The sequence below is a fragment of the Pseudomonas sp. JQ36 genome (genome assembly GCF_053851495.1).
Genome location: NZ_CM132642.1, coordinates 375,020 through 396,326, shown reverse-complemented (window position 1 = coordinate 396,326; position 21,307 = coordinate 375,020). Strand labels below are relative to the sequence as shown.

The following is a 21,307-nucleotide window of genomic DNA, read 5'->3' as shown; positions in this document are numbered from 1 at the left end:
TTTTGCTTTAGCTCGAAGCTTGCCGCTCAAAGCTCACAGCTGCCCTATTCCGGCTTCTTGCGACCGAAACCCGGACGCTGGCCAGAACCGGCCGGTGCGCCACGGCGCTTGCCCGACGGCTTGTCACCGTCGACCAGCTTGATACCCGGACGCTTCGGTGCTGGCTTGGCCGGACGCTTGTTGGTGGTGTCGGCAGGACGATCCGCCACTGGCGTACCACGACCGGCCGGCGCACGACCTTCGCCACGCTCGGTACGACCGTTGGCCGGACGCGGTGCGCGCTCGCCATCACGGGCAACCGGCTTGCGGCCCGGACGCTCGCCTTCGATCTGCGGCTCACGGCTCGGGCGCGGTCCGGTCGGCGCGCCAGCGGCTGGACGCAGGGTACGCACGCGCTCGGTCTTGGCCATCGGCCGCGACGATTTGCGCTGCATACGCTCCAGCTTGTCCTTGCTCTTGGCGTTGAGTTGCGGCATCGCCACCGGAGTCAGGCCGACTTCGGCGCTGAGCACGTCGACTTCGTACTGGCTCATTTCGCGCCAGCGGCCCATCGGCAGGTCGGAGTTGAGGAACACCGGACCGAAACGCACGCGCTTCAGACGGCTGACCACCAGCCCTTGGGATTCCCACAAACGACGAACCTCACGGTTACGCCCTTCCATCACCACGCAGTGATACCAGTGGTTGAAGCCTTCACCACCCGGTGCCTGTTGAATGTCGGTGAAACGCGCCGGGCCGTCTTCCAGTACCACGCCGGCCTTCAGGCGCTCGATCATCTCGTCGTCGACTTCACCGCGTACACGCACGGCGTACTCACGGTCCATCTCGTAGGACGGGTGCATCAGACGGTTGGCCAGCTCACCGTCGGTGGTGAACATCAGCAGACCGGTGGTGTTGATGTCGAGACGACCGATGTTGATCCAGCGGCCTTCTTTCGGACGCGGCAGCTTGTCGAACACGGTCGGACGGCCTTCCGGGTCGTCACGGGTGCAGATTTCGCCATCGGGCTTGTTGTACATGATCACGCGGCGTACCGACTCGGCAGCCTCTTCGCGCTTGATCACCTTGCCATCGATGGTGATGGCGTCGTGCATGTCGACGCGCAGGCCGAGGGTAGCGTCTTTGCCATTGACCTTGATCCGGCCCTGGCTGATCCAGGCTTCGACGTCACGGCGCGAGCCAACGCCGATACGGGCGAGGACTTTCTGCAGTTTTTCGCCTGCTGGGCCGATTTCCTGGTCGTCTTGCTGATTGATGTCACTCATCTGGGCACCTCCCGGTGTGGTCTGTTCAGGCGGCGCCTGAAGCATTGAAATCTGGTTTTCGGGCGAAGGGATCGCCGAAGGGTCGCGAATCATACGCGGATGTGCGCCATCGCGCATCAGAGACTAGCTGATCGATCGCCAGTTATTTCTTTTTCCGCCGACCGGCGCCACCAAGTTTGATCAGGCGCAGCGCGGCTTCGGCCAGCACCGTGCGCTTGTCGTCCTTGTCGAGTTTCTTCCAGGCACGGATCTCGCGCTTGCTGCGGCCACAGCCGAGGCAGATGTCGTCGCTGAACTTGCAGAGGCTGATGCACGGGTCTTTGGTGGAACTCATCGAATACTCCAGAACAACACTTGCCCCTGTGGGAGCGGGCTTGCTCGCGAATGCGGTGTGTCAGATATTCATGTATTGCCTGATACAGCGCATTCGCGAGCAAGCCCGCTCCCACAGGGGTTGACCAGTGATCTTGAAAACCGGATCAGTCTTCGAATTCGCGGCGTTCGGCTTCGATCGCTTCGGCCAGCGCACGGGCTTCGGCTTCTTCTTCGCTCAGCTCGGGTTCGGGCGCTGGCACCGGTTGTTCGAGGGCGGCGACGGCGGCCAGGAGTTTTTCCCGGGCTTCGGCGACGCCAAGAATGTCCTCTTCCGGTTCGGCTTCTGGCTCGGTCTCGAGTTCAACTTCAATCGCCGGCTCGACGGTCTCGACTTCCGGCTCAGTCGTCGACGCTTCACCATCCACGGCATCGCGCAACAGATCATCGAAGTCGGTCTTGATCCCCTCCTCCATGCTGTCCAGCTCCAGCAGCAAGGTGTGGAAACTGGTTTCTTCCTTCGGCTCTTCCGGCTCGGCGCTGGCGTCGGCCTGTTCCTGCAGGCCCTGCGGCACCGGTGCGTCGTCGAAATCGAGGACTGGCTCGGTTTCCATCTCGCGCAGTTCGGCCAGCGGTGGCAAGTCTTCGAGGTTTTTCAGGTTGAAATGATCGAGAAACGCCTTGGTGGTGGCGAACATCGCCGGTTTGCCCGGGACGTCGCGGTAACCGACGATGCGGATCCACTCGCGCTCGATCAGCGTCTTGACGATGTTGGTATTGACCGCCACGCCCCGCACGTCTTCGATCTCGCCCCGGGTGATCGGCTGGCGATAGGCGATCAGCGCCATGGTTTCCAGCAGCGCACGGGAATAGCGCTGCGGACGTTCTTCCCACAAACGCCCGACCCACGGCGAAAACTTCTCGCGGATCTGCAGGCGGTAGCCGGAAGCGACTTCCTTGAGCTCGAACGCGCGGCCCTCGCAGGACTTGGCCAGCAGGCTCAGGGCTTTCTTGAAGACCGGCGGTTCGGGGCGTTCGCCTTCTTCGAACAGTTCGTAGAGGCGTTCAAGCGATTGCGGTTTTCCCGAGGCCAACAGAAAGGCTTCAAGCAGGGGCGCCAGCTCGCGGGGTTCAGTCAGGTTCATGTTTCGACTCGTTATTCGGCTCGGGCTCGCACGTGGATCGCGGCGAACGGCTCATTCTGCACCAGCTCGACCAAGGATTCCTTGACCAGTTCAAGGATCGCCATAAAGGTCACCACCACACCGAGGCGACCTTCCTCGGCGGTGAACAGCTCGACGAACGGCACAAAGCCGCCGCCCTTGAGCCGTTCCAGCACATCGCTCATGCGCTCACGCGTCGACAATGCCTCGCGGCTGACCTGGTGGCTTTCGAACATGTCGCCCCGGCGCAGTACCTCGGCCATGGACATCAGAATCTCTTCCAGCGCGACATCCGGCAACAGCTTGCGCGCCCGGGCTTCGGGGGCGTCGAGCTTGGGCACGATCACGTCGCGACCGACCCGACTCAGGCCGTCGATGCCTTCGGCGGCAGCCTTGAAGCGCTCGTATTCCTGCAAGCGACGGATCAGTTCGGCGCGCGGGTCATCCTCTTCGTCTTCGACGGTTTCGGCGCGCGGCAGGAGCATCCGTGACTTGATCTCGGCCAGCATCGCCGCCATCACCAGATACTCGGCGGCCAGCTCCAGGCGTACCGACTGCATCAATTCGACATAGCCCATGTACTGGCGGGTGATTTCCGCCACCGGGATGTCGAGGATGTTGATGTTCTGTTTACGAATCAGGTACAGCAGCAGGTCGAGCGGGCCTTCGAAGGCTTCGAGAAACACTTCCAGCGCATCCGGCGGGATGTACAGGTCCAGCGGCATTTCCGTGACCGCCTGGCCATAGACCATGGCAAACGGCAGTTCCTGCTGGGCGCCGGCCTGGGGATCGACAACGGTTTCCACTGCGGACATTCAGGCCTCGACCATGAACGGCGCGGGGTCGCCGCAACCGACGCGGATCACTTCCGGGTCGTCGCCGGTCAGGTCAATCACGGTTGACGCTTTGATCCCGCCGAAACCGCCGTCGATGATCAGGTCCACCTGGTGTTCCAGCAATTGGCGCATTTCGTACGGGTCGCTCAGCGGATCTTCATCGCCGGGCATGATCAGGGTCACGCTCATCAGCGGCTCGCCAAGTTCGGCCAGCAACGCCAGGGCAATCGGATGGCTCGGCACCCGCAGGCCGATGGTGCGTTTCTTCGGATGCAGCAACAGGCGCGGCACTTCGCGGGTGGCGTTGAGAATAAAGGTGTAAGGCCCCGGCAGATGCGCCTTGAGAATGCGGAAAGTGCCGGTGTCGATCTTGGCGTAGTTGCCCAGTTGCGACAGGTCGCTGCAGATCAGCGCAAAGTTGTGCTTCTCGTCGAGCTGACGCAGACGGCGCACGCGCTCGATCGCGGTTTTGTCGCCGATCTGGCAACCGATGGCGTAGGAAGAGTCCGTGGGATAAATCACCACCCCGCCTTTGCGGATGATCTCGACCGCCTGTTTGATCAGGCGCGCTTGCGGGTTTTCCGGATGGATCTGGAAAAATTGACTCACGTTTTCTACCTGTTCAGACGGCGGCAATATCTGTGTCATGTTTGAACCGACACCACAGGGGTGGAAGGTCCTCGGGAACCGGCCGGTACTGGCCAATCTCGGACCAGCCTCCAGGGCCATGGAAATCACTGCCGGCGCTGACCAGCAGACCGAACTCGCGGGCAAGGATGGCCAGGCTGCCGACCTGTTCTGCGGGCTGATGGCCATTGACCACTTCGATTGCATGCCCGCCTGCTTGAATATAGTCGGCAATCAGCTTTCGGCGCTTGCTACGGGTGAAATCGTAGTGCCATGGATGCGCCAGACTGACCCATGCGCCGGCGGCACGCAGGGTGCCGACGGTGTCTTCCAGGGTCGGCCAGTGCTGTTTGACGTCACCCAGCTTGCCGGCGCCGAGCCATTTGCGAAACGCCTCGGCGCGATCCTTTACAAAACCTTCACGCACCATCCAGTCGGCAAAATGCGGACGGGCCGGGGCGTTGCCGCTGTCGCCCAGCTCCTGCTGGATCTGCCGGGCACCGTCGAGGGCACCGGGCATGCCTTTGAGGCCGAGCTTGCGGCTTATTTCCTCCGACCGCAGCCAGCGGCCATCGTGCAATCTGGCGATCGCCTCGACCAGTGGCGCGGCGTTGACGTCGAAACCGTAGCCCAACACGTGGATGGTCGCGCCGCCCCAGGTGCAGGACAGTTCGACGCCATTGACCAGTTGCATGCCCAGTTCTTCGGCGGCGCTGCGCGCTTCGGCGAGGCCTTCGAGGGTGTCATGATCGGTCAACGAAAGGATTCGCACGCCGTTTTCAAACGCACGCGCAACCAGAACCGCTGGCGCCAGGGCGCCATCGGAGGCCGTGCTGTGGCAATGCAAATCAACATTCACGGGGAGTTGTAACCTCAAATCAGCTGGCGCTATCGCGCGCCCATATGTTTGTTATTATGCCGCCACATCCAGCTTCTGGCTCTCACTGTGAAACAATTCATCGATTTCATCCCGCTTCTGCTGTTCTTCATCGTTTACAAACTTGATCCACGGGTCGTCGACATCGCTGGCCATGAAGTGACTGTAGGCGGTATTTACAGCGCCACGGCGATGCTGATCATCAGTTCCCTGGTGGTCTACGGCGCGTTGTTCATCAAACAGCGCAAGCTGGAAAAGAGCCAATGGCTGACCCTGATCGCCTGCCTGGTGTTCGGCAGCCTGACCCTCGCGTTCCACAGCGAGACCTTCCTCAAATGGAAAGCCCCGGTGGTCAACTGGCTGTTTGCCCTGGCCTTCATCGGCAGCCACTTCATCGGTGACCGCCTGCTGATCAAACGCATCATGGGCCACGCGCTGACCCTTCCGGATCCGGTCTGGACCCGCCTGAACATCGCCTGGATCGCCTTTTTCCTGTTCTGCGGCGCTGCCAACCTGTTCGTGGCATTCACCTTCCAGAGCATCTGGGTCGACTTCAAGGTGTTCGGCAGCCTGGGCATGACCGTGCTGTTCCTGGTCGGTCAGGGCATCTACCTGTCCCGCCACCTGCATGACGCCGATACCACAACACCAAAAACCGAGGACTGACATGCTCTACGCAATCATTGCCACCGACGTCGCCAACTCGCTCGAGGCCCGCCTCGCCGCGCGCCCGGCCCACCTCGAACGCCTGCAAGTGCTCAAGGGCGAAGGCCGCATCGTACTGGCCGGCCCGCACCCGGCGGTCGACAGCAATGATCCGGGCGCTGCGGGTTTCACCGGCAGCCTGATCGTCGCCGAATTCGACTCTCTGAGCGCCGCCCAAGCCTGGGCTGACGCCGATCCGTACATCGCCGCCGGCGTGTACGCCAATGTGATCGTCAAGCCGTTCAAGCAAGTTTTGCCGTAACCAGCTTCAAAAGATATCGAGGGACTCTGTGGCGAGGGAGCTTGCTCCCGCTGGACTGCGCAGCAGTCCCATTGCCTATGAGTTGAAAAGCGGGGGGTGCTTCGCGCCCCAGCGGGAGCAAGCTCCCTCGCCACAATGACTCCCCAAGCTCAAATTATTCAACTCACCACGCTCGACATTGCCTCTGGCACTGAACCTTCCCGATTCTTACCGCTCTCAATCGCTCATTATTCTCGTTTGCCTGCCGACAACCTGCCCAATATCCATTTGCAAGCAGGAATCGCAATGCGCAAAGGTCCGTTGTGTCTGATGTGGGTCACGTTGTCGATCATGGCGCCCGCCCATGGTGAGGAAACCACCGAAAGCGGCAGCTCCACGCCATTGTCATTAAGTGCCGGCAGCCAGATTACCGAGTTGCAGCAGCGCCTGAAGGCCAGCGAACAGCAGCGGGAAGAACTGAGCAAACAACTGCAAAATGCCGACAACACCCGCGAAAGCGCCCAGCTCGCCCGGTTGCGCCAGGAGAACCAGCGCCTGAAGCTGCAACTCAAGGAAGCCCAGGCCAGCCCGGTGCCACGTCTGTTGACCGAACAGCAGCAATGGTTCGTCACCGGCGCCGGGGTAGCGCTATTGGCGCTGCTGTGCGGTATCTTTGCCAGTGGAGCAAGCCGAAAACGTCGGCAATGGCTAAATTGAGTGAGTCATGAGCGAGCTGTTACTGATTGATGATGACCAGGAGTTGTGCGAACTCCTGAGTAGCTGGCTGAGCCAGGAAGGCTTCCAGGTACGCGCCTGCCACGATGGCCAGAGCGCGCGCAAGGCGCTGGCCGAATCGGCGCCTGCCGCTGTGGTGCTGGACGTGATGCTGCCCGACGGCAGCGGTCTGGAACTGCTCAAGCAATTGCGCAGCGAACACGCGGAGCTGCCGGTGCTGATGCTCTCGGCCCGTGGCGAACCGCTCGACCGCATCCTTGGTCTGGAGCTGGGCGCCGACGATTATCTGGCCAAACCCTGCGATCCACGTGAACTCACCGCGCGCCTGCGTGCCGTATTGCGCCGCAGTCACCCGGCAGCCGTGTCGACCCAGCTCGAACTGGGCGACCTGAGCTTCAGCCCGGTGCGCGGCGTGGTCAGCATCGACGAGAAAGAACTGACCCTCACCATGTCCGAAAGCCGTTTGCTCGAAGCCCTGCTCAAGCAGCCCGGCGAGCCGCTGGACAAACAGGAACTGGCGCAATTGGCCCTCGGCCGCAAGCTGACCCTGTACGACCGCAGCCTCGACATGCACGTCAGCAACCTGCGCAAAAAGATCGGCCCCCACCCCGACGGCCGCCCTCGGATCGTCGCCCTGCGCAGCCGTGGTTACTACTACAGCCTCTGATCCAACCACCGCGACGAGGTCGTCCGGCACAACGCCCCCCCCTGTAGGAGCTGCCGAAGGCTGCGATCTTTGCTTTTGAAGATCAGAAGATCGCAGCGTGCCGCAGCTCCTACAGGGGATATGTGTAAGGCTGGAAACAAAGCGTCTTTACCCAAGCTTTACGCAGCGCTGACCGCCGCTGACCTTGATCTCCGTAATCTGTACTCATCCGGAACGTACCGGGAACGAGACAAGGAGATACACCATGCGCAAGACTCTTATCGCTCTGATGTTCGCTGCCGCTCTGCCAACCGTCGCCATGGCTGTGCCACAGGATGGCGGCCCGATGGGTGGCCCGCTCGACGGCCCACGCCACGGCGGTCAGATGCACGGCGAGCACGGCAAAGGTCCGTACAGCCAACTCGACCTGTCCCGCGAACAGCGTGATCAAATCCGCAAGATCATGGGCGAGCAGATGCACGAGCGTCGCCAGGTGGTCGAGAAGTACCTGGAAAAACTCTCGCCGGCGGATCAGAAAGCCATGAAGGACGAGATCGCGGCCAACCACAAGAAAGCCGAAGCTGACGTACGCAACCTGTTGAAACCGGATCAACAGAAGAAATTCGACGAGATCCAGAAGAAACAGGCTGAACGCCGCGCCGAATGGGCCGAGTTCAAGGCGTGGAAAGCGCAACAGCCGCAAAAGGCGCAATAATGCGATAACCTCGGACTCGACGGCTAAACGCCGTCGGGTCTGTTGCCACTCAATCCAAATGTGGGAGCGGGCTTGCTCGCGAATGCGGTGTATCAGACAAAGAGATGTTGACTGACACACCGCATTCGCGAGCAAGCCCGCTCCCACATCGTTGGGTTTTTGTTTGATTGGGGATTTTCTGTGCGTTCATTGTTCTGGCGTATTCTTGCGAGCTTCTGGCTGGCCATCGCTCTGGTGGCGGGGCTGTCGATCCTGCTCGGGCACATGCTCAACCAGGACGCGTGGATTCTCAGCCGCCATCCGGGCCTCAACACCCTGGCCGCCGAATGGACGCAAACCTACGAAGCCCAAGGCGAAGACGCCGCGCAGGACATCCTCGAACAACGCAAACGCCAATATCACATCGACGTCCAGGTGCTGAATGAAAGCGGCGACCCGGTGGTGCGTGGCACCTTCCCGCGCCGCGCCGCCGCCTTCGAAGCGCGACAGAACAACGATGACCGACGCCTGCCCTGGCGGCGTCTGACCGATGAATTCACCAGCGAAAAAACCGGCGACACCTACCTGTTCATCTTCCGCATCCCGCACCCGGAACTCGACGCCTGGCACCGCGAAAGCCTGCTCTGGCCGCTGAGTGCGCTGGGCATCGCATTGGTGGTGCTGACCCTGTTCAGCTTGCTGGTGACCTTCTCCATCACCCGCCCGCTCAGCCGTTTGCGCGGCGCAGTGCATGATCTGGGGCAGACCACCTATCAACAGAACAGCCTGGCAAAACTGGCCAACCGGCGCGACGAGTTCGGCGTGCTCGCCAACGACTTCAACCGCATGGGCGCGCGCCTGCAGAGCCTGATCGGCAGTCAGCGCCAATTGCTGCGCGATGTGTCCCACGAACTGCGCTCACCCTTGGCGCGGCTGCGCATCGCCTTGGCGCTGGCGGAGCGCGCCAATCCGGAAGAACGGGAAAAGCTCTGGCCACGCCTGACCCGCGAATGTGATCGCCTCGAAGCGCTGATCAGCGAGATTCTGGTGCTGGCGCGGGTCGATGCCGACAACGCCAGTGCTGAAGAAGTAGACCTGAATGCGCTGCTCGGCACACTGCAGAAGGACGCGCAACTTGGCTCGCCCGAGCAGACCGTGCGCCTGGATGCCGAACCACACCTGACGCTGACCGGCTGGCCGACCATGATCGAGCGCGCCGTCGATAACCTTTTGCGCAACGCCCAACGCTTCAACCCGGTGGGGCAGGCAATCGAAATGCAGGCCACGCGTCAGGGCGAACGGATTGTGGTGAGCGTGCGCGACCACGGGCCGGGCGTGCAGGCCGAGCACTTGAGCCAGTTGGGCGAGCCGTTCTACCGGGCGCCGGGGCAGACGGCGGCGGGACATGGTCTGGGTCTGGCGATTGCCAAGCGCGCGGCGGAGCGGCATGGCGGGAGTCTGCTGCTGGCCAATCATCCGGACGGCGGGTTTATCGCCAGTCTGGAATTGCCGTTGGTGCCAGGGGCTGTCGTGCAACCCTGATCAAAACTGTAGGAGTGAGCCTGCTCGCGATAGCGGTGGATCAGACGAAAATTCATTGACTGATCCACCGCTATCGCGAGCAGGCTCACTCCTACATTTGATCGGTGGTGTCAGGCCTTGGCAGGCCAGGCGCTGACGAACTCGGCCAGATCGACCTTCTCCGCCACACGCGGTTCTTTCTGCGGCGTGCCGAGGTACAGGAAGGCAATCACCTGCTCGTCATCAGCCAGGCCCAGCCCCTTGGCCACGTGCGCCGAATACGCCAGATCACCGGTACGCCACACCGCACCAATCCCCTGCGCGTACGCCGCCAGCAGAATCCCGTGCGCCGCACACCCCGCCGCCAGCAACTGCTCGGACTTCGGATACTTGACGTGTTCCTGCAGCTTCGCGATCACCACGACCACCAGCGGCGCACGCAGCGGGCCGTTGCGCGCCTTGTCGATCATCGCTTCAGTGACTTCGCCTTCCTGCATTTGCGCCGCTTCAGCCAGCAACTCACCCATCTGCTCGCGCGCCGCGCCTTCAACAGTCAGGAAGCGATACGGCTGCAGATGCCCGTGATCCGGTGCGCGCAAGGCTGCGCCAAACAGGGCTTCGCGCTGCTCGGCAGTGGGGGCCGGTTCGACCAGTCGTGGAACGGAAACACGGTTGAGCAACGCGTCGAGAGCCTGCATCGGCCACCTCCTGAGAAAAATGTGCGGCTATTCTAGCGGTATCCGGCAACAGGGTGCCGGTTTACATGCCATGCCCCACAGGTAGAATGGCGCCCTTCCTCTATCAGCCCGAGCGGACTTCATGGCGTTGCCGACCTTACGGATCATTGGTTTCATCATCGGCATCTTCCTGATCACCCTGGCCATCGCCATGGTCGTGCCCATGGCCACCTTGGTGATTTTCGAACGCACCAGCGATCTGCCGTCGTTCCTCTGGGCGAGCATGATCACTTTCCTCGCCGGGCTTGCGCTGGTGATTCCCGGGCGCCCCGAACATATCCACCTGCGCCCGCGCGACATGTACCTGCTGACCGTCAGCAGCTGGCTGGTGGTGTGCATTTTCGCCGCGCTGCCGTTTCTCCTGACCCAGCACATCAGCTACACCGACTCGTTCTTCGAAAGCATGTCTGGCATCACCGCCACCGGCTCGACCGTGCTCAGCGGGCTGGACAACATGTCACCGGGGATCCTGATGTGGCGCTCGCTGCTGCACTGGCTCGGCGGCATCGGCTTCATCGGCATGGCGGTGGCGATTCTGCCGTTGCTGCGCATCGGTGGCATGCGCCTGTTCCAGACCGAATCCTCCGACCGTTCGGAAAAGGTCATGCCACGCTCGCACATGGTGGCGCGTTTGATTGTGGCGGCCTACGTCGGCATCACCATCCTCGGCAGCCTGGCGTTCTGGTGGGCCGGGATGAGCCCGTTCGATGCGATCAATCACGCGATGTCGGCGATCTCCACCGGCGGTTTCTCGACCTCCGACCAATCGCTGGCGAAGTGGACGCAACCGGCGGTGCACTGGGTCGCGGTGGTGATCATGATCCTCGGCAGCCTGCCGTTCACCCTGTATGTGGCGACCATGCGCGGCAACCGTCGTGCGCTGATCAAGGATCAGCAGGTGCAGGGTTTGCTCGGCATGTTGCTGGTGACCTGGCTGGTGCTCGGCACCTGGTATTGGTGGACCACCAAGCTGCACTGGCTGGAAGCGCTGCGGCACGTGGCGCTGAACGTGACCTCGGTGGTCACCACCACCGGTTTTGCCCTCGGCGACTACAGCCTGTGGGGCAACTTCTCGTTGATGCTGTTTTTCTATCTGGGCTTTGTCGGCGGCTGCTCCGGGTCGACGGCAGGCGGGATCAAGATCTTCCGTTTCCAGGTCGCCTACATCCTGCTCAAGGCCAACCTTAACCAACTGATTCACCCGCGCGCGGTGATCAAGCAGAAGTACAACGGTCACCGACTCGACGAAGAGATCGTGCGTTCGATCCTGACCTTCTCGTTCTTCTTCGCCATCACCATCTGCGTGATTGCCCTGCTGCTGTCGCTGCTCGGCGTCGACTGGATGACCGCATTGACCGGCGCTGCCAGCACCGTATCCGGCGTCGGCCCGGGGCTGGGCGAGACCATCGGCCCGGCGGGTAATTTCGCCACCTTGCCGGATGCCGCCAAGTGGATCCTTTCGTTCGGCATGCTGCTCGGGCGACTGGAGATCATTACGGTGTTTGTACTGTGTATTCCGGCCTTTTGGCGTCACTGACTGGCGCCTGCAACAGCCGCGCCCGGTAATCGCCGGGCGTGGTGTCGAACCAGCGGCGGAACGCGCGGAAGAAGTTGCTCGGATCGGCAAACCCCAGCAGATAGGCTATTTCCAGCAGGGTCATGCCTGGCTGCGCCAGATACTGCTCGGCCAGTTCGCGGCGGGTGTCGTCGAGCAACTGCTGAAAACTGGTGCCCTCCTCCTGCAAGCGGCGCTGCAAGGTGCGCTGCGACAGATGCAGGGTCTGCGCCACGGTATCGCGCTTGGGTTCGCCCTGCGGCAGTAAACGGCACAGCACCTGGCGCGCCTTGTGGGTCACGCGACTTTCAGAGAATCGCGCCAGGTATTCCCCGGCAAACCGGTCGTGCAGCAGCGCCATGGCTTCGTTGGCGGTGGGCAGCGGCGCTTCCATGTCGGCCCGTTCGAAAATCAGCGCGTCGTAAGGCGAGTTGAACATCAAGGGGGCATGGAAAGCTTGCCGGTAGGGTTGCAAGTCTGCGGGCTCGTCGCCCTGAAACAGCACTTTGACCGGATGCAGGGTGCGCCCGGTCAACCAGCCGCACAGGCCCAGCGCGCAGGCCAACGAGGCTTCGGCACTCTGCCGGGTCGGTGGCAGGTGATCGCCATGCACCGTCAGAATCAGCGCATAGCCTTCTTCGAGCAGACGAAAACTCAGGTCGGCGCTCTCGGCGATGATCCGCTGATAACGCACCAGGCGTTGAAAGCCTTCGGCCAGGGTGTTGCTCGACATCAAGGCGTAGCCGGCAACGTGGAACGAGGCCGGGCGCACTACTTTGCCCATGTTCAGGCCGATCGCCGGGTTGCCGGACAGCTCGACCGCCCGTTGCCAGAGACGGGTCATGGAATCTTGCGGGAAACGTGCATCCGGATCATCCAGGGCGGCGTAATCGAGCCCCAGTTGCTTGAACAGTACCCGGCAATCCAGGCCGTCCATCTCCAATGCTTTGACAATCCCCATCGCCCAGCTTGCAGAAGTCGTTCGTTCGCTCATGGCGTTATTCTTTTACATGATGGATCGCATGTGACGACCCGATTTGCGAAGGATACTAAAGTGGCGCCCATTGTCACTGGCTGATGCCAGTGTTCACTCTAGACTCAAATAAGCTACCCGCCGAACAACTTGCCGTCAGAACAATAACCACAGAGATCGCAGTCGTGGAAAACATCAAGCAATTCAACACTTTCGCCGAGTTCTACCCGTATTACCTCAGCGAACACGCCAACAGTACCTGCCGACGATTGCATTTCATCGGCACCACGCTGGTGATTTTCATCCTCGCCATGACCATCGCCAAGGGCGCATGGCTGCTGTTGCTGGCCCTGCCGCTGGCCGGTTACAGCTTTGCCTGGGTCGGCCACTTCTTCTTTGAAAAGAACCGTCCGGCGACCTTCCAACATCCGCTGTACAGCCTGCTCGGCGATTTCGTCATGTACCGCGACATGATTCTCGGCCGCGTGGCGTTCTGAACCCCGACCCATCTGGAGGCTTGCCGATGAACGCCAATGCCCGCTTCACCCACATGCAGGATGGCACCGAGGAAGACTGGGCGATCATCGCCGCTGACTTCAGTGCCTACGCCCGGCAATTGCCGTCGCGGATCGTCGCGCATCTGAAATTGCTCGAAGGTGATTTCGGCGGCTTTCCGGTGGATCGCCTGACCCACTCGCTGCAAACCGCAACCCGCGCCTATCGCGATGGTCGTGACGAGGAATACGTGGTCTGTGCGCTGCTGCATGATATTGGCGACACCCTCGGCTCCTACAACCACCCGGACATCGCGGCGGCGATTCTCAAGCCGTTCGTCAGCGCCGAGAATCTGTGGATGGTCGAGAAGCACGGGATCTTTCAGGGCTACTACTTCTTCCATCACCTGGGCATGGATCGGCATTTGCGCGAGCAATTCGCCGCCCATCCGCAGTATCAGGCGACGGCGGAATTCTGCGCCAGGTACGATGCGGCGGCGTTCGACCCGGCCTATGAAACCCTGCCGCTGAGTTTCTTCGAGCCGATGATGGAGCGACTGTTTGCCCAGCCCAAGCACTCGATCTACAAGGCCGCGATGGAAGAACACTCCCCCGCCTGAGAACACCACAGATCAATGTGGGAGGGGGCTTGCTCCCGAAGGCGGTGTGTCAGATAAACATGTACTTACTGATACACCGCATTCGGGAGCAAGCCCCCTCCCACAGGAGATATCTGGCGTCTAGGCGAGTTCAGCGACCTTGGCCGCCCTGAGCTGCGCCTCCCGCGCCTGTGCATCCGCCAGGCGATACAGCTCGATCGTGCCATCCCAGTGCTCGATCAACGCTGTGCACGATTCCACCCAATCGCCGCAGTTGAGGTAATCCACCTCGCCGACCTTGCGGATCTCGGCATGGTGAATGTGCCCGCAGACCACGCCGTGCAATTCACGTTTCACGCATTCATGGGCGATGGCTTCTTCGAAGTCGCTGATAAAACTCACCGCCGTCTTCACCTTGTGTTTCAGGTACGCCGACAACGACCAGTAACCGTAGCCATAACGGGCACGCCAGTGATTGAGCCAGCGGTTGAGGGTCAGGGTGAATTCGTAGGCCGAGTCGCCGAGAAAGGCCAGCCAGCGGTGATAACGGGTGATCACGTCGAACTGATCGCCATGAATCACCAGCAGGTGCCGGCCATCCGCCGTGACATGCACCGCCTCATCGACCAACTGGATGTTGCCGAGGATCAGCTTCGAATAACGGCGCAGGAACTCATCGTGGTTGCCGGTGACGTAGATCACCTCAGTGCCGCGCTTGCTCATGGTCAGCAAGCGGCGGATCACGTTGGTGTGGGCCTGCGGCCAGTACATGCCGCCGCGCAGCTTCCAGCCGTCGATGATGTCACCGACCAGGTAGATCTTGTCGGCGTGGTAGCCCTTGAGAAATTGCGACAAGTGCTCGGCCTGGCAATCCCGCGTACCCAGGTGCACGTCGGAAATCCACAAGGTACGCACCCGTTGTTTGCGGCTGGGTTTGGCGAGCTCGGCGCTGGTCATGGGCAACCCTCTGCGATGTTTTCGCCACTGTGCACGCGCCCGGTGAATCGACCATGACAGGCAGGCGTCAGTCGTGTGACAGCGCGCAAATCCGTTACCCCGGTGTAGACTGGCGCTCACTTCGGAGACCTCTGCCATGCGCCCGATCCTCACCCTGCGCCAATACACCCACGACCTGATCGTCCACAGCCACGACCACGCGCAACTGGTGTTCGGGCTGTCCGGTGCGCTGGATTTCGAGGTCGAGGGTCAGGGCAGTCAGGTGCGCCAGCAGAGTTTCGTGGTGGTTCCCGGCGGCGCGCATCACGCGTGCGGCAGCCCCGATGGCAGTCGTTGTCTGGTGCTGGACGTGCCCGACGAGCAATGGCTCAGCGATTCGCTGGGCGAGCACGCCGCGGCCAGTCAGCGCTTGCTCGACCAGCCGGCGCGGTTGTCCCTTGATGCCGGGCAAAGTCAATTGGTCAACTGGCTGGCGAACAGCCCGGTCACTGATCCGCTGATCGCTCAGCAAGGCGCGGTGTTGCTGCTGGCCAGCCTGAATCACGCCAGACCTGGCGAATTTTCGACGCGGCGCCTGCCCTACGCGGCTTTGGATGCGCACATCGAGCAACACGCTGCCTACCCGCTGCAGGTGGCCGATCTGGCGCAGATCGCCGGGCTGTCCAGCGCCCGCCTGCACGCGCGGTTCATGGCTGAATGCGGGCAGACGCCGATGGACTACATTCGCAGCCGGCGGCTGCACAAAGCGGTTTGCCTGTTGCGCGAGACGGCGCTGCCGATCGGCGAGATCGCCAGTCGGGTTGGCTACAGCTCGCAGAGCGCGTTCGCGGCGGCGGTGCTGCGCGAGTTTGGTGCCTCGCCGGGGCAATTGCGTCGCGATTCCTGCGACAAAAAACGCTAGTTCGCCGACAGACTTCTGAGCCGCAACACGTTTCAATGGGCAACATTGAAACTGTGTTCGGATTAAGGATTGCAATGACTCCGCGTACCGCCCTCGGCGCCCTGCATATCGGCGCTCTGATGTTCGGCCTGACTGGTGTGTTCGGCAAACTCGCGGCCGCCTCCCCGGCGGTGATCGTCTTCGGACGTGCCGCATTTGCCGTGCTCGCCCTGGCCTTTTTCGCGCGCTTCGCCAGTCAGCACGGCTGGCAGAAACTGCAGGCGGTCGACTGGCGGCGTCTGGCGCTCAGCGGCGTGTTGCTGGCCGGACACTGGGTGAGTTTTTTCATCGCGGTAAAGGTCGCCGGCGTGGCGATTGCGACTCTGGGCTTTGCCAGTTTCCCGGCGTTCACGGTGATTCTTGAAGGTCTGATTTTCCGCGAACGCATCCGCGCCAATGAAATCGTGCTGGTGGTGCTGGTCAGCGTCGGTCTGGTGCTGGTGACCCCGGCGTTCGATCTGGCCAGCGGCGCCACCACCGGACTGCTCTGGGCGGTGCTGTCGGGCTTGCTGTTCGCCCTGCTGTCGCTGACCAACCGCGCCAGCTCCGGACGCATCCCGGCGGTGCAGGCCGCGCTGTGCCAGAACGTGGTGGTGGCGCTGTGTCTGCTGCCGGTGGCCGCTCCGCAACTGAGCGAAGTACGCGCCCTGGACTGGTTATGGATCGGCCTGCTCGGGGTGTTCTGCACCGGCGTCGCCCACAGCCTGTTCGTCGCCAGCCTCGCGGTGATCAAGGCGCGCACCGCCGCGGTGGTGTTCGCCATGGAGCCGGTTTACGGCATCACCATCGCCTGGCTGCTGTTCGATGAAAACCCGACCGTGCGCATGCTGATCGGGGGAGCGCTGATCATCATCGCCATCGTGGTCTCGGCGCGGATGTCAGGCAGCGCCGACAAGAAAACCGTGGCTGCCGAAGCCGCGTCTCACTGAGTGCGATCGTTGTGGCCGAGGTCGCGCTCAGGGTCGATCTGATCGCGCACCCGCTGCTTGAGCACCTTGGCCTCGGGAAAACCGCCATCGGCCTTGCGCTCCCAGATCTGCACGTCGTCGCAGCTGATGTGAAACACCCCGCCGGTGCCCGGCACCAGCGAGACCTTGCCGAGGTCGTCGCCGAAGGTGCTGAGCAGCTCCTGCGCCAGCCATGCGGCGCGCAGCAGCCATTGGCATTGGGTGCAATAAGTGATGACGATTTCCGCTTTGGCGACGCTCATGTTCGCTGAGACTCCTGAGACAGAGGGCGCCGCTATAATAGCCGGCTTTATCGCTTGCCCCGAGACTCACCATGCGCCGTTTGCTGTTCTGCCTGCTGCTTGGCTTCCTGCCCCTCTTTGCTAATGTCATCGTGCATGCCGCCGAAGCCCCCCGCCCCAAAGTCGGCCTGGTGTTGTCCGGTGGTGCCGCCCGTGGCCTGGCGCACATCGGTGTGCTCAAGGCTCTTGAAGAACAAGGGATAAAGATCGACGCGATTGCCGGCACCAGCATGGGTGCGGTGGTCGGTGGCCTGTATGCCTCGGGCTACAAGATCGATGAACTGGAAAAACTCGCGCTGAACATTGACTGGCAGCAGGCACTGTCCGACGCCCCGCCCCGGGAAGACGTGCCGTTTCGCCGCAAGCAGGACGACCGCGATTTTCTGGTGAAACAGCAACTGAGTTTTCGCGATGACGGTAGCCTCGGCCTGCCGCTGGGAGTGATTCAGGGCCAGAACCTGGCGCTGATGCTGGAAAGCCTGTTGGCGCACACCAGTGACACCCGCGACTTCGACAAACTGCCGATCCCGTTCCGCGCCGTCGCCACCGACATCGCCAACGGCGAAAAAGTGGTGTTCCGCAAAGGCCACCTGCCGCAGGTGATCCGCGCCAGCATGTCGATTCCGGCGGTGTTCGCCCCGGTCGAACTGGACGGGCGGCTACTGGTGGACGGCGGCATGACCGACAACATCCCGCTCGACGTCGCGCGGGAAATGGGCGTCGATGTGGCGATCGTGGTCGACATCGGCACGCCGCTGCGCAACCGCAAGCAACTGGCCACCGTGGTCGACGTGCTGAACCAGTCGATCACCCTGATGACCCGGCGCAACTCCGAAGAACAACTGGCCGCCCTCAAACCCACCGACGTGCTGATCCAGCCGGCGCTGGCGGCGTTCGGCGTCACCGACTTCGGCAAAGCCCAGGAGATGATCGACGCCGGTTACCGCGCCACGCGGATTCTCGACGCCCGCCTCGCTCAGCTCAAACCTCACGAATCCCAAGACGCCGAACTCAATGCCGCCCGCGCCCCGGGCCAGCGCACGCCGATCATCACCGCGATCAGGGTCGAGAACGATTCGAAAGTCGGCAATGAGGTGATCCGCTATTACATCCGCCAGCCCATTGGTGAGCCGCTGGATCTCGGTCGGCTGCACTCGGACATGGGCACGCTATACGGCCTCGACTACTTCGAACAGGTGCAGTACCGCGTGGTGCACAAGGGTCAGGATCACACGCTGGTGATCAGCGCCCGGGGCAAACGCAGCGGCACCGATTACCTGCGGGTCGGCCTGAACCTGTCAGACGACATGCGCGGTGACAGCGCCTTCAACCTCGGCGCCAGTTACCGCATCAACGGCATCAACCGCCTCGGCGCGGAATGGCTGACCCGCGCACAAATCGGCGACAAGCAGGAACTGTATACCGAGTTCTATCAGCCGCTGGACGTTGGCTCGCGCTACTTCGTCGCGCCGTATGCTGCGTTTGAGGCGCAGAACGTCGATGCCGTGCTCGACAACGATCCGATCGCCCAATACCGCGTCGAACGCTACGGTTTCGGCCTCAATTTCGGCCGACAGATCGGCAACAACGGCGAAATCCGCTTCGGGGTTGGCGAGGCTTGGGGCAAGGCGGACGTGCGAATCGGTGATCAGGACCTGCCGAGGGAAAACTTCACTGAAGGTTTCTACTCGCTGAAGTACTCGTACGACTCGCTGGACAACGTCTATTTCCCCCACGAGGGCAAGGACGTCAGCCTGACCCTGCTGCAATTCGAACCAAGCCTGGGCTCGGACACGCGCTACCGGCAGTGGGAATTCAAACTCGACAAAGCCATGAGCCATGGCCCGGATACGCTGATTCTCGGCGGGCGCTATGGCCGAACGCTGGACGACGCCAACGTGGTGACGTCGAGCTTCCTGCTCGGCGGTGCGCGACAGTTGTCGGGCTTTCGCGAGGATTCGATCTCCGGGCAGAACGTCAGCCTGATGCGCGCGGTGTATTACCGCCGGTTGACACCGCGCGCCTACCTGCCCCTGGACTTCCCGCTGTATGCCGGGGCGTCGCTGGAACGTGGGCGGGCGTGGAACAACGACAATGAATTCGACAGCGGCTACATCAATGCCGCCAGTGTGTTTATCGGCTTCGATACGCCGCTGGGGCCGCTGAACTTCACCTACGGTTTGAATGATGCGAACGAGCAGGCGGTTTATCTGAATCTGGGGCAGACGTTCTGATCATTCAGGTGGATCTATGGTGCCTGCCAGGCCGCCTTCGCGAGCAAGCCCGCTCCCACACTGGAACGCATTCCAACTGTGGGAGCGGGCTTGCTCGCGAAGGCGATAGTCCGGTCACCGCACAATTCCGCTGACTCAACCTTCAGCGAATCCCCGCCAATAACGTCCGCGCCGTTTGCTTGAGGGGTTCATCCCCTTCCTTGAGCAATTCGTTGAGCAAGGCAATCGCGCTGTCGATATCCCCATCATCAATGCAGGTCTGTGCCTGTTCGAGTTTCACTGACCCGACAGCAGGTTCCGGCTCCTGCAAGCTCAGCGGCTCCAGCGCCAGAGTGGACGGAGGATCGCCGAACGCATTGAGAAAGTCATCGTCCAGCGGCTGCGCGTCCGGTTCGGGGATCCACTCCAGCTCCGCCTCTTCGCTGGCCACTGTTTCGGGCAACTCGAAATCCGCTGGCAGGATTTCAAGCCCCGAATTCGATACAGACGGATCCACGTGCTGCTCAGGTGCCGAACGACTGTCCTCAAGATCCCAACTGGACGCCATCGACAGCTCACCCAGATTCAATTCGAAATCATCCTCGGGCGCCGGTGGCGCAGGAGCGGCCACTGCCGCAGCAGCGACGATCGGCAATACCGGGGTGATCGGCGCAGCGCTGTTCAATTTCGGATGCCGTTCACGGATCGCGGCCAATTGCTGAGGATCAACCCCTGCCCCACGCAACTGGTTTTCCTGTTGCTCATAAGCGGCGCTGTCACCCTGACGCCCCAGCACCTCGAGCAACTGCACGCCCAGATCGATGCGCTCCGGCTCCTTGTCCAGGGCATTGCGCAGCAACCCGACGGCCTCGTTCAGTCGCCCGTAAGCCAGATAGATCCCCACCGCTTCCAGTACATCGCCTGCCGCCGGTTCTTCACGATGTTCGTGCGCTGCGCCGAGGCTGGGCGAGGCTGTGGTGGGTGTGTCATCCAGATCTGGCGCGAGACCTGTCGGGGCCAGCGCCAGCGGCGCTGCATCCTGAACCCGTTGACGGCGACGGCGCACGAACAGCACGCCCCCCAACAGGCCCAGCAACAGCAGCAAACCACCGAGCAACGGCCAGTTGAGACCATCGTCTTCGGCTGGCGGCGCTGGGGTTGCTGCGGGCGCAGTTGGCGGCGGCGTAACGGCCGGTGCCGGGGGCTTTTGCAACTCGCTCAAACGCGTTTGCAGATCACTGACGTGCTTTCTACCGTCAGCAATCTGCACCTCCTGCGCCTGCAGTTTGACGTTGAGGTCGTCGACCGTCTTCTGCAGTTGCTGATTGAGCAACACGCTGGCCGCCAATTGCTCGGCCAAGGCATCGCTGAAGGGCGCAGCCGCCGCTGCCGATGCCGGCGCAGAAGGCGGCGCATCGCGTTTGCCCTGGGCAGCCTGCGGGGCCGCCGTGGCAGGTTCGACGGTGGGGAATTCAGAGGATTGCGGACGTGGATCGGGCTCGTCCGTGGCCGGCACGATACCCGGTGATCCGGGCGGATCGATCAGCAGCGTGTACTCGCGCAACAAGCGGCCATTGGGCTGATCGAGCTGCACCAGAAAATTCAGATAGGGTTCATTGACCGGCTTGCGCGAGGTCACCCGGATCATCTGGCGATTGCCATGCAGGATCGGGGTGAACTTGAGGTCATTGAGGAAAAACACCCGCTCGACCCCGGCCCGGCCGAACTCATCCGCGGTGGCCAGGCTGGCCGAGAGGTCGCTGGCACTGAGGCCCGCGGCATCCACCAGCGCGATGTCGGCCTTGAGCGGCTGATTGAGGCCCGAGTGGACGGTAATGTCGCCCAGCCCCAGTGCCATCGACCAGGTCGAATAGCAGAATACGCCAGCGACCAGCAGCCATTTGGCGCTACCGCGCAGTACCACGTGCCGACTTGCGTGCATGAGCATCCCTTAAATAAGCAAAACCG

23 protein-coding genes are annotated in these 21,307 nt (G+C 62.1%); 12 read left to right on the top strand and 11 right to left on the bottom strand.

The annotated features are described in order from the left end of the window. Window positions 1-44 precede the first annotated feature (44 nt). The 6 genes from rluB to ACS4NR_RS01920 all read right to left on the bottom strand — a co-directional run bounded on the left by rluB (window position 45) and on the right by ACS4NR_RS01920 (window position 5,062). Window positions 45-1,265, bottom strand: a complete 1,221-nt coding sequence (gene rluB / locus ACS4NR_RS01945; RefSeq protein WP_095139335.1) for a 23S rRNA pseudouridine(2605) synthase RluB — start codon at window positions 1,263-1,265, stop codon at window positions 45-47. 142 nt (window positions 1,266-1,407) lie between these two features. Then, complete coding sequence (locus ACS4NR_RS01940; RefSeq protein ID WP_047292462.1) at window positions 1,408-1,599, bottom strand: DUF1289 domain-containing protein; 192 nt, start codon at window positions 1,597-1,599, stop codon at window positions 1,408-1,410. A gap of 145 nt (window positions 1,600-1,744) precedes the next feature. Next, window positions 1,745-2,722 (bottom strand): SMC-Scp complex subunit ScpB, encoded by a 978-nt coding sequence (scpB, locus tag ACS4NR_RS01935; protein WP_456018963.1) that lies wholly within the window; start codon window positions 2,720-2,722, stop codon window positions 1,745-1,747. Between the two features lie 11 nt (window positions 2,723-2,733). Beyond that, window positions 2,734-3,432, bottom strand: a complete 699-nt coding sequence (locus ACS4NR_RS01930; protein ID WP_456020422.1) for a segregation and condensation protein A — start codon at window positions 3,430-3,432, stop codon at window positions 2,734-2,736. 123 nt (window positions 3,433-3,555) lie between these two features. Continuing rightward, window positions 3,556-4,185, bottom strand: a complete 630-nt coding sequence (locus ACS4NR_RS01925) for an L-threonylcarbamoyladenylate synthase (RefSeq protein ID WP_007966016.1) — start codon at window positions 4,183-4,185, stop codon at window positions 3,556-3,558. Window positions 4,186-4,198: 13 nt separating this feature from the next. Then, window positions 4,199-5,062: a PHP domain-containing protein gene (locus tag ACS4NR_RS01920; RefSeq protein WP_253149383.1), complete on the bottom strand. Its 864-nt coding sequence runs from the start codon at window positions 5,060-5,062 to the stop codon at window positions 4,199-4,201. A gap of 87 nt (window positions 5,063-5,149) precedes the next feature. Here ACS4NR_RS01920 and ACS4NR_RS01915 point away from each other — a divergent pair, with 87 nt between their 5' ends. The 6 genes from ACS4NR_RS01915 to ACS4NR_RS01890 all read left to right on the top strand — a co-directional run bounded on the left by ACS4NR_RS01915 (window position 5,150) and on the right by ACS4NR_RS01890 (window position 9,643). Continuing rightward, window positions 5,150-5,746, top strand: coding sequence for a septation protein A (locus ACS4NR_RS01915; protein WP_027613975.1), 597 nt, complete (start codon window positions 5,150-5,152; stop codon window positions 5,744-5,746). A 1-nt stretch (window position 5,747) separates the two neighbouring features. Continuing rightward, window positions 5,748-6,047 carry a YciI family protein gene (locus ACS4NR_RS01910; protein WP_007966019.1) on the top strand — a complete coding sequence of 100 codons (300 nt, stop codon included), beginning with the start codon at window positions 5,748-5,750 and terminating at the stop codon, window positions 6,045-6,047. 285 nt (window positions 6,048-6,332) lie between these two features. Then, complete coding sequence (locus tag ACS4NR_RS01905; protein ID WP_095139331.1) at window positions 6,333-6,743, top strand: translation initiation factor 2; 411 nt, start codon at window positions 6,333-6,335, stop codon at window positions 6,741-6,743. Between the two features lie 7 nt (window positions 6,744-6,750). Continuing rightward, window positions 6,751-7,428, top strand: coding sequence for a response regulator transcription factor (locus tag ACS4NR_RS01900; RefSeq protein ID WP_095139330.1), 678 nt, complete (start codon window positions 6,751-6,753; stop codon window positions 7,426-7,428). Between the two features lie 244 nt (window positions 7,429-7,672). Continuing rightward, the gene (locus tag ACS4NR_RS01895; RefSeq protein ID WP_166495445.1) at window positions 7,673-8,122 is read left to right on the top strand and encodes a Spy/CpxP family protein refolding chaperone; all 450 of its coding nucleotides are present in this window, start codon (window positions 7,673-7,675) and stop codon (window positions 8,120-8,122) included. A 180-nt stretch (window positions 8,123-8,302) separates the two neighbouring features. Further along, the gene (locus tag ACS4NR_RS01890) at window positions 8,303-9,643 is read left to right on the top strand and encodes a sensor histidine kinase (protein ID WP_456018962.1); all 1,341 of its coding nucleotides are present in this window, start codon (window positions 8,303-8,305) and stop codon (window positions 9,641-9,643) included. Between the two features lie 110 nt (window positions 9,644-9,753). On the opposite strand, the gene ACS4NR_RS01885 is transcribed toward ACS4NR_RS01890, so the two are convergent. Beyond that, a complete protein-coding gene (locus ACS4NR_RS01885) occupies window positions 9,754-10,320 on the bottom strand; it encodes a nitroreductase family protein (RefSeq protein WP_456018961.1) in 567 nt (188 codons plus the stop codon). Window positions 10,321-10,441: 121 nt separating this feature from the next. Here ACS4NR_RS01885 and ACS4NR_RS01880 point away from each other — a divergent pair, with 121 nt between their 5' ends. Further along, window positions 10,442-11,896: a TrkH family potassium uptake protein gene (locus tag ACS4NR_RS01880; RefSeq protein ID WP_095139326.1), complete on the top strand. Its 1,455-nt coding sequence runs from the start codon at window positions 10,442-10,444 to the stop codon at window positions 11,894-11,896. On the opposite strand, the gene ACS4NR_RS01875 is transcribed toward ACS4NR_RS01880, so the two are convergent. Beyond that, the gene (locus ACS4NR_RS01875) at window positions 11,853-12,908 is read right to left on the bottom strand and encodes an AraC family transcriptional regulator (protein ID WP_208101423.1); all 1,056 of its coding nucleotides are present in this window, start codon (window positions 12,906-12,908) and stop codon (window positions 11,853-11,855) included. The two genes, ACS4NR_RS01880 and ACS4NR_RS01875, sit on opposite strands and share 44 nt — an antisense overlap. 164 nt (window positions 12,909-13,072) lie before the next feature. Here ACS4NR_RS01875 and ACS4NR_RS01870 point away from each other — a divergent pair, with 164 nt between their 5' ends. Together ACS4NR_RS01870 and ACS4NR_RS01865 are read left to right on the top strand one after the other, a co-directional pair. Further along, entirely contained in the window at window positions 13,073-13,384 is a 312-nt protein-coding gene (locus ACS4NR_RS01870) for a DUF962 domain-containing protein (protein WP_003222750.1), read from the top strand. 26 nt (window positions 13,385-13,410) lie between these two features. Next, entirely contained in the window at window positions 13,411-14,001 is a 591-nt protein-coding gene (locus tag ACS4NR_RS01865) for an HD domain-containing protein (protein WP_115987071.1), read from the top strand. A 120-nt stretch (window positions 14,002-14,121) separates the two neighbouring features. On the opposite strand, the gene ACS4NR_RS01860 is transcribed toward ACS4NR_RS01865, so the two are convergent. After that, window positions 14,122-14,937, bottom strand: a complete 816-nt coding sequence (locus tag ACS4NR_RS01860; protein ID WP_456018960.1) for a UDP-2,3-diacylglucosamine diphosphatase — start codon at window positions 14,935-14,937, stop codon at window positions 14,122-14,124. 136 nt (window positions 14,938-15,073) lie between these two features. On the opposite strand from ACS4NR_RS01860, the gene ACS4NR_RS01855 reads away from it, so the two are divergent. Then, window positions 15,074-15,838: an AraC family transcriptional regulator gene (locus tag ACS4NR_RS01855; RefSeq protein WP_456018959.1), complete on the top strand. Its 765-nt coding sequence runs from the start codon at window positions 15,074-15,076 to the stop codon at window positions 15,836-15,838. A 74-nt stretch (window positions 15,839-15,912) separates the two neighbouring features. Next, the gene (locus tag ACS4NR_RS01850) at window positions 15,913-16,806 is read left to right on the top strand and encodes a DMT family transporter (protein WP_134785712.1); all 894 of its coding nucleotides are present in this window, start codon (window positions 15,913-15,915) and stop codon (window positions 16,804-16,806) included. Here the strand turns inward: ACS4NR_RS01850 and ACS4NR_RS01845 are convergent. Continuing rightward, window positions 16,800-17,087 (bottom strand): SelT/SelW/SelH family protein, encoded by a 288-nt coding sequence (locus ACS4NR_RS01845; protein ID WP_047598221.1) that lies wholly within the window; start codon window positions 17,085-17,087, stop codon window positions 16,800-16,802. The two genes, ACS4NR_RS01850 and ACS4NR_RS01845, sit on opposite strands and share 7 nt — an antisense overlap. 71 nt (window positions 17,088-17,158) lie before the next feature. Here ACS4NR_RS01845 and ACS4NR_RS01840 point away from each other — a divergent pair, with 71 nt between their 5' ends. Beyond that, window positions 17,159-19,360, top strand: a complete 2,202-nt coding sequence (locus tag ACS4NR_RS01840; protein WP_456018958.1) for a patatin-like phospholipase family protein — start codon at window positions 17,159-17,161, stop codon at window positions 19,358-19,360. A gap of 142 nt (window positions 19,361-19,502) precedes the next feature. Here the strand turns inward: ACS4NR_RS01840 and ACS4NR_RS01835 are convergent, their stop codons facing one another. Further along, window positions 19,503-21,281 (bottom strand): FimV/HubP family polar landmark protein, encoded by a 1,779-nt coding sequence (locus ACS4NR_RS01835; RefSeq protein ID WP_456018957.1) that lies wholly within the window; start codon window positions 21,279-21,281, stop codon window positions 19,503-19,505. Window positions 21,282-21,307: the final 26 nt, after the last annotated feature.

Bases quoted from the DNA above. Each gene is read 5' to 3' on its own strand.
- rluB (WP_095139335.1), bottom strand. From the start codon at position 1,265: ATGAGTGACATCAATCAGCAAGACGACCAGGAAATCGGCCCAGCAGGC.
- ACS4NR_RS01940 (WP_047292462.1), bottom strand. From the start codon at position 1,599: ATGAGTTCCACCAAAGACCCGTGCATCAGCCTCTGCAAGTTCAGCGAC.
- scpB (WP_456018963.1), bottom strand. From the start codon at position 2,722: ATGAACCTGACTGAACCCCGCGAGCTGGCGCCCCTGCTTGAAGCCTTT.
- ACS4NR_RS01910 (WP_007966019.1), top strand. From the start codon at position 5,748: ATGCTCTACGCAATCATTGCCACCGACGTCGCCAACTCGCTCGAGGCC.
- ACS4NR_RS01905 (WP_095139331.1), top strand. From the start codon at position 6,333: ATGCGCAAAGGTCCGTTGTGTCTGATGTGGGTCACGTTGTCGATCATG.
- ACS4NR_RS01900 (WP_095139330.1), top strand. From the start codon at position 6,751: ATGAGCGAGCTGTTACTGATTGATGATGACCAGGAGTTGTGCGAACTC.
- ACS4NR_RS01895 (WP_166495445.1), top strand. From the start codon at position 7,673: ATGCGCAAGACTCTTATCGCTCTGATGTTCGCTGCCGCTCTGCCAACC.
- ACS4NR_RS01885 (WP_456018961.1), bottom strand. From the start codon at position 10,320: ATGCAGGCTCTCGACGCGTTGCTCAACCGTGTTTCCGTTCCACGACTG.
- ACS4NR_RS01880 (WP_095139326.1), top strand. From the start codon at position 10,442: ATGGCGTTGCCGACCTTACGGATCATTGGTTTCATCATCGGCATCTTC.
- ACS4NR_RS01875 (WP_208101423.1), bottom strand. From the start codon at position 12,908: ATGAGCGAACGAACGACTTCTGCAAGCTGGGCGATGGGGATTGTCAAA.
- ACS4NR_RS01865 (WP_115987071.1), top strand. From the start codon at position 13,411: ATGAACGCCAATGCCCGCTTCACCCACATGCAGGATGGCACCGAGGAA.
- ACS4NR_RS01860 (WP_456018960.1), bottom strand. From the start codon at position 14,937: ATGACCAGCGCCGAGCTCGCCAAACCCAGCCGCAAACAACGGGTGCGT.
- ACS4NR_RS01855 (WP_456018959.1), top strand. From the start codon at position 15,074: ATGCGCCCGATCCTCACCCTGCGCCAATACACCCACGACCTGATCGTC.
- ACS4NR_RS01850 (WP_134785712.1), top strand. From the start codon at position 15,913: ATGACTCCGCGTACCGCCCTCGGCGCCCTGCATATCGGCGCTCTGATG.
- ACS4NR_RS01845 (WP_047598221.1), bottom strand. From the start codon at position 17,087: ATGAGCGTCGCCAAAGCGGAAATCGTCATCACTTATTGCACCCAATGC.
- ACS4NR_RS01840 (WP_456018958.1), top strand. From the start codon at position 17,159: ATGCGCCGTTTGCTGTTCTGCCTGCTGCTTGGCTTCCTGCCCCTCTTT.
- ACS4NR_RS01835 (WP_456018957.1), bottom strand. From the start codon at position 21,281: ATGCACGCAAGTCGGCACGTGGTACTGCGCGGTAGCGCCAAATGGCTG.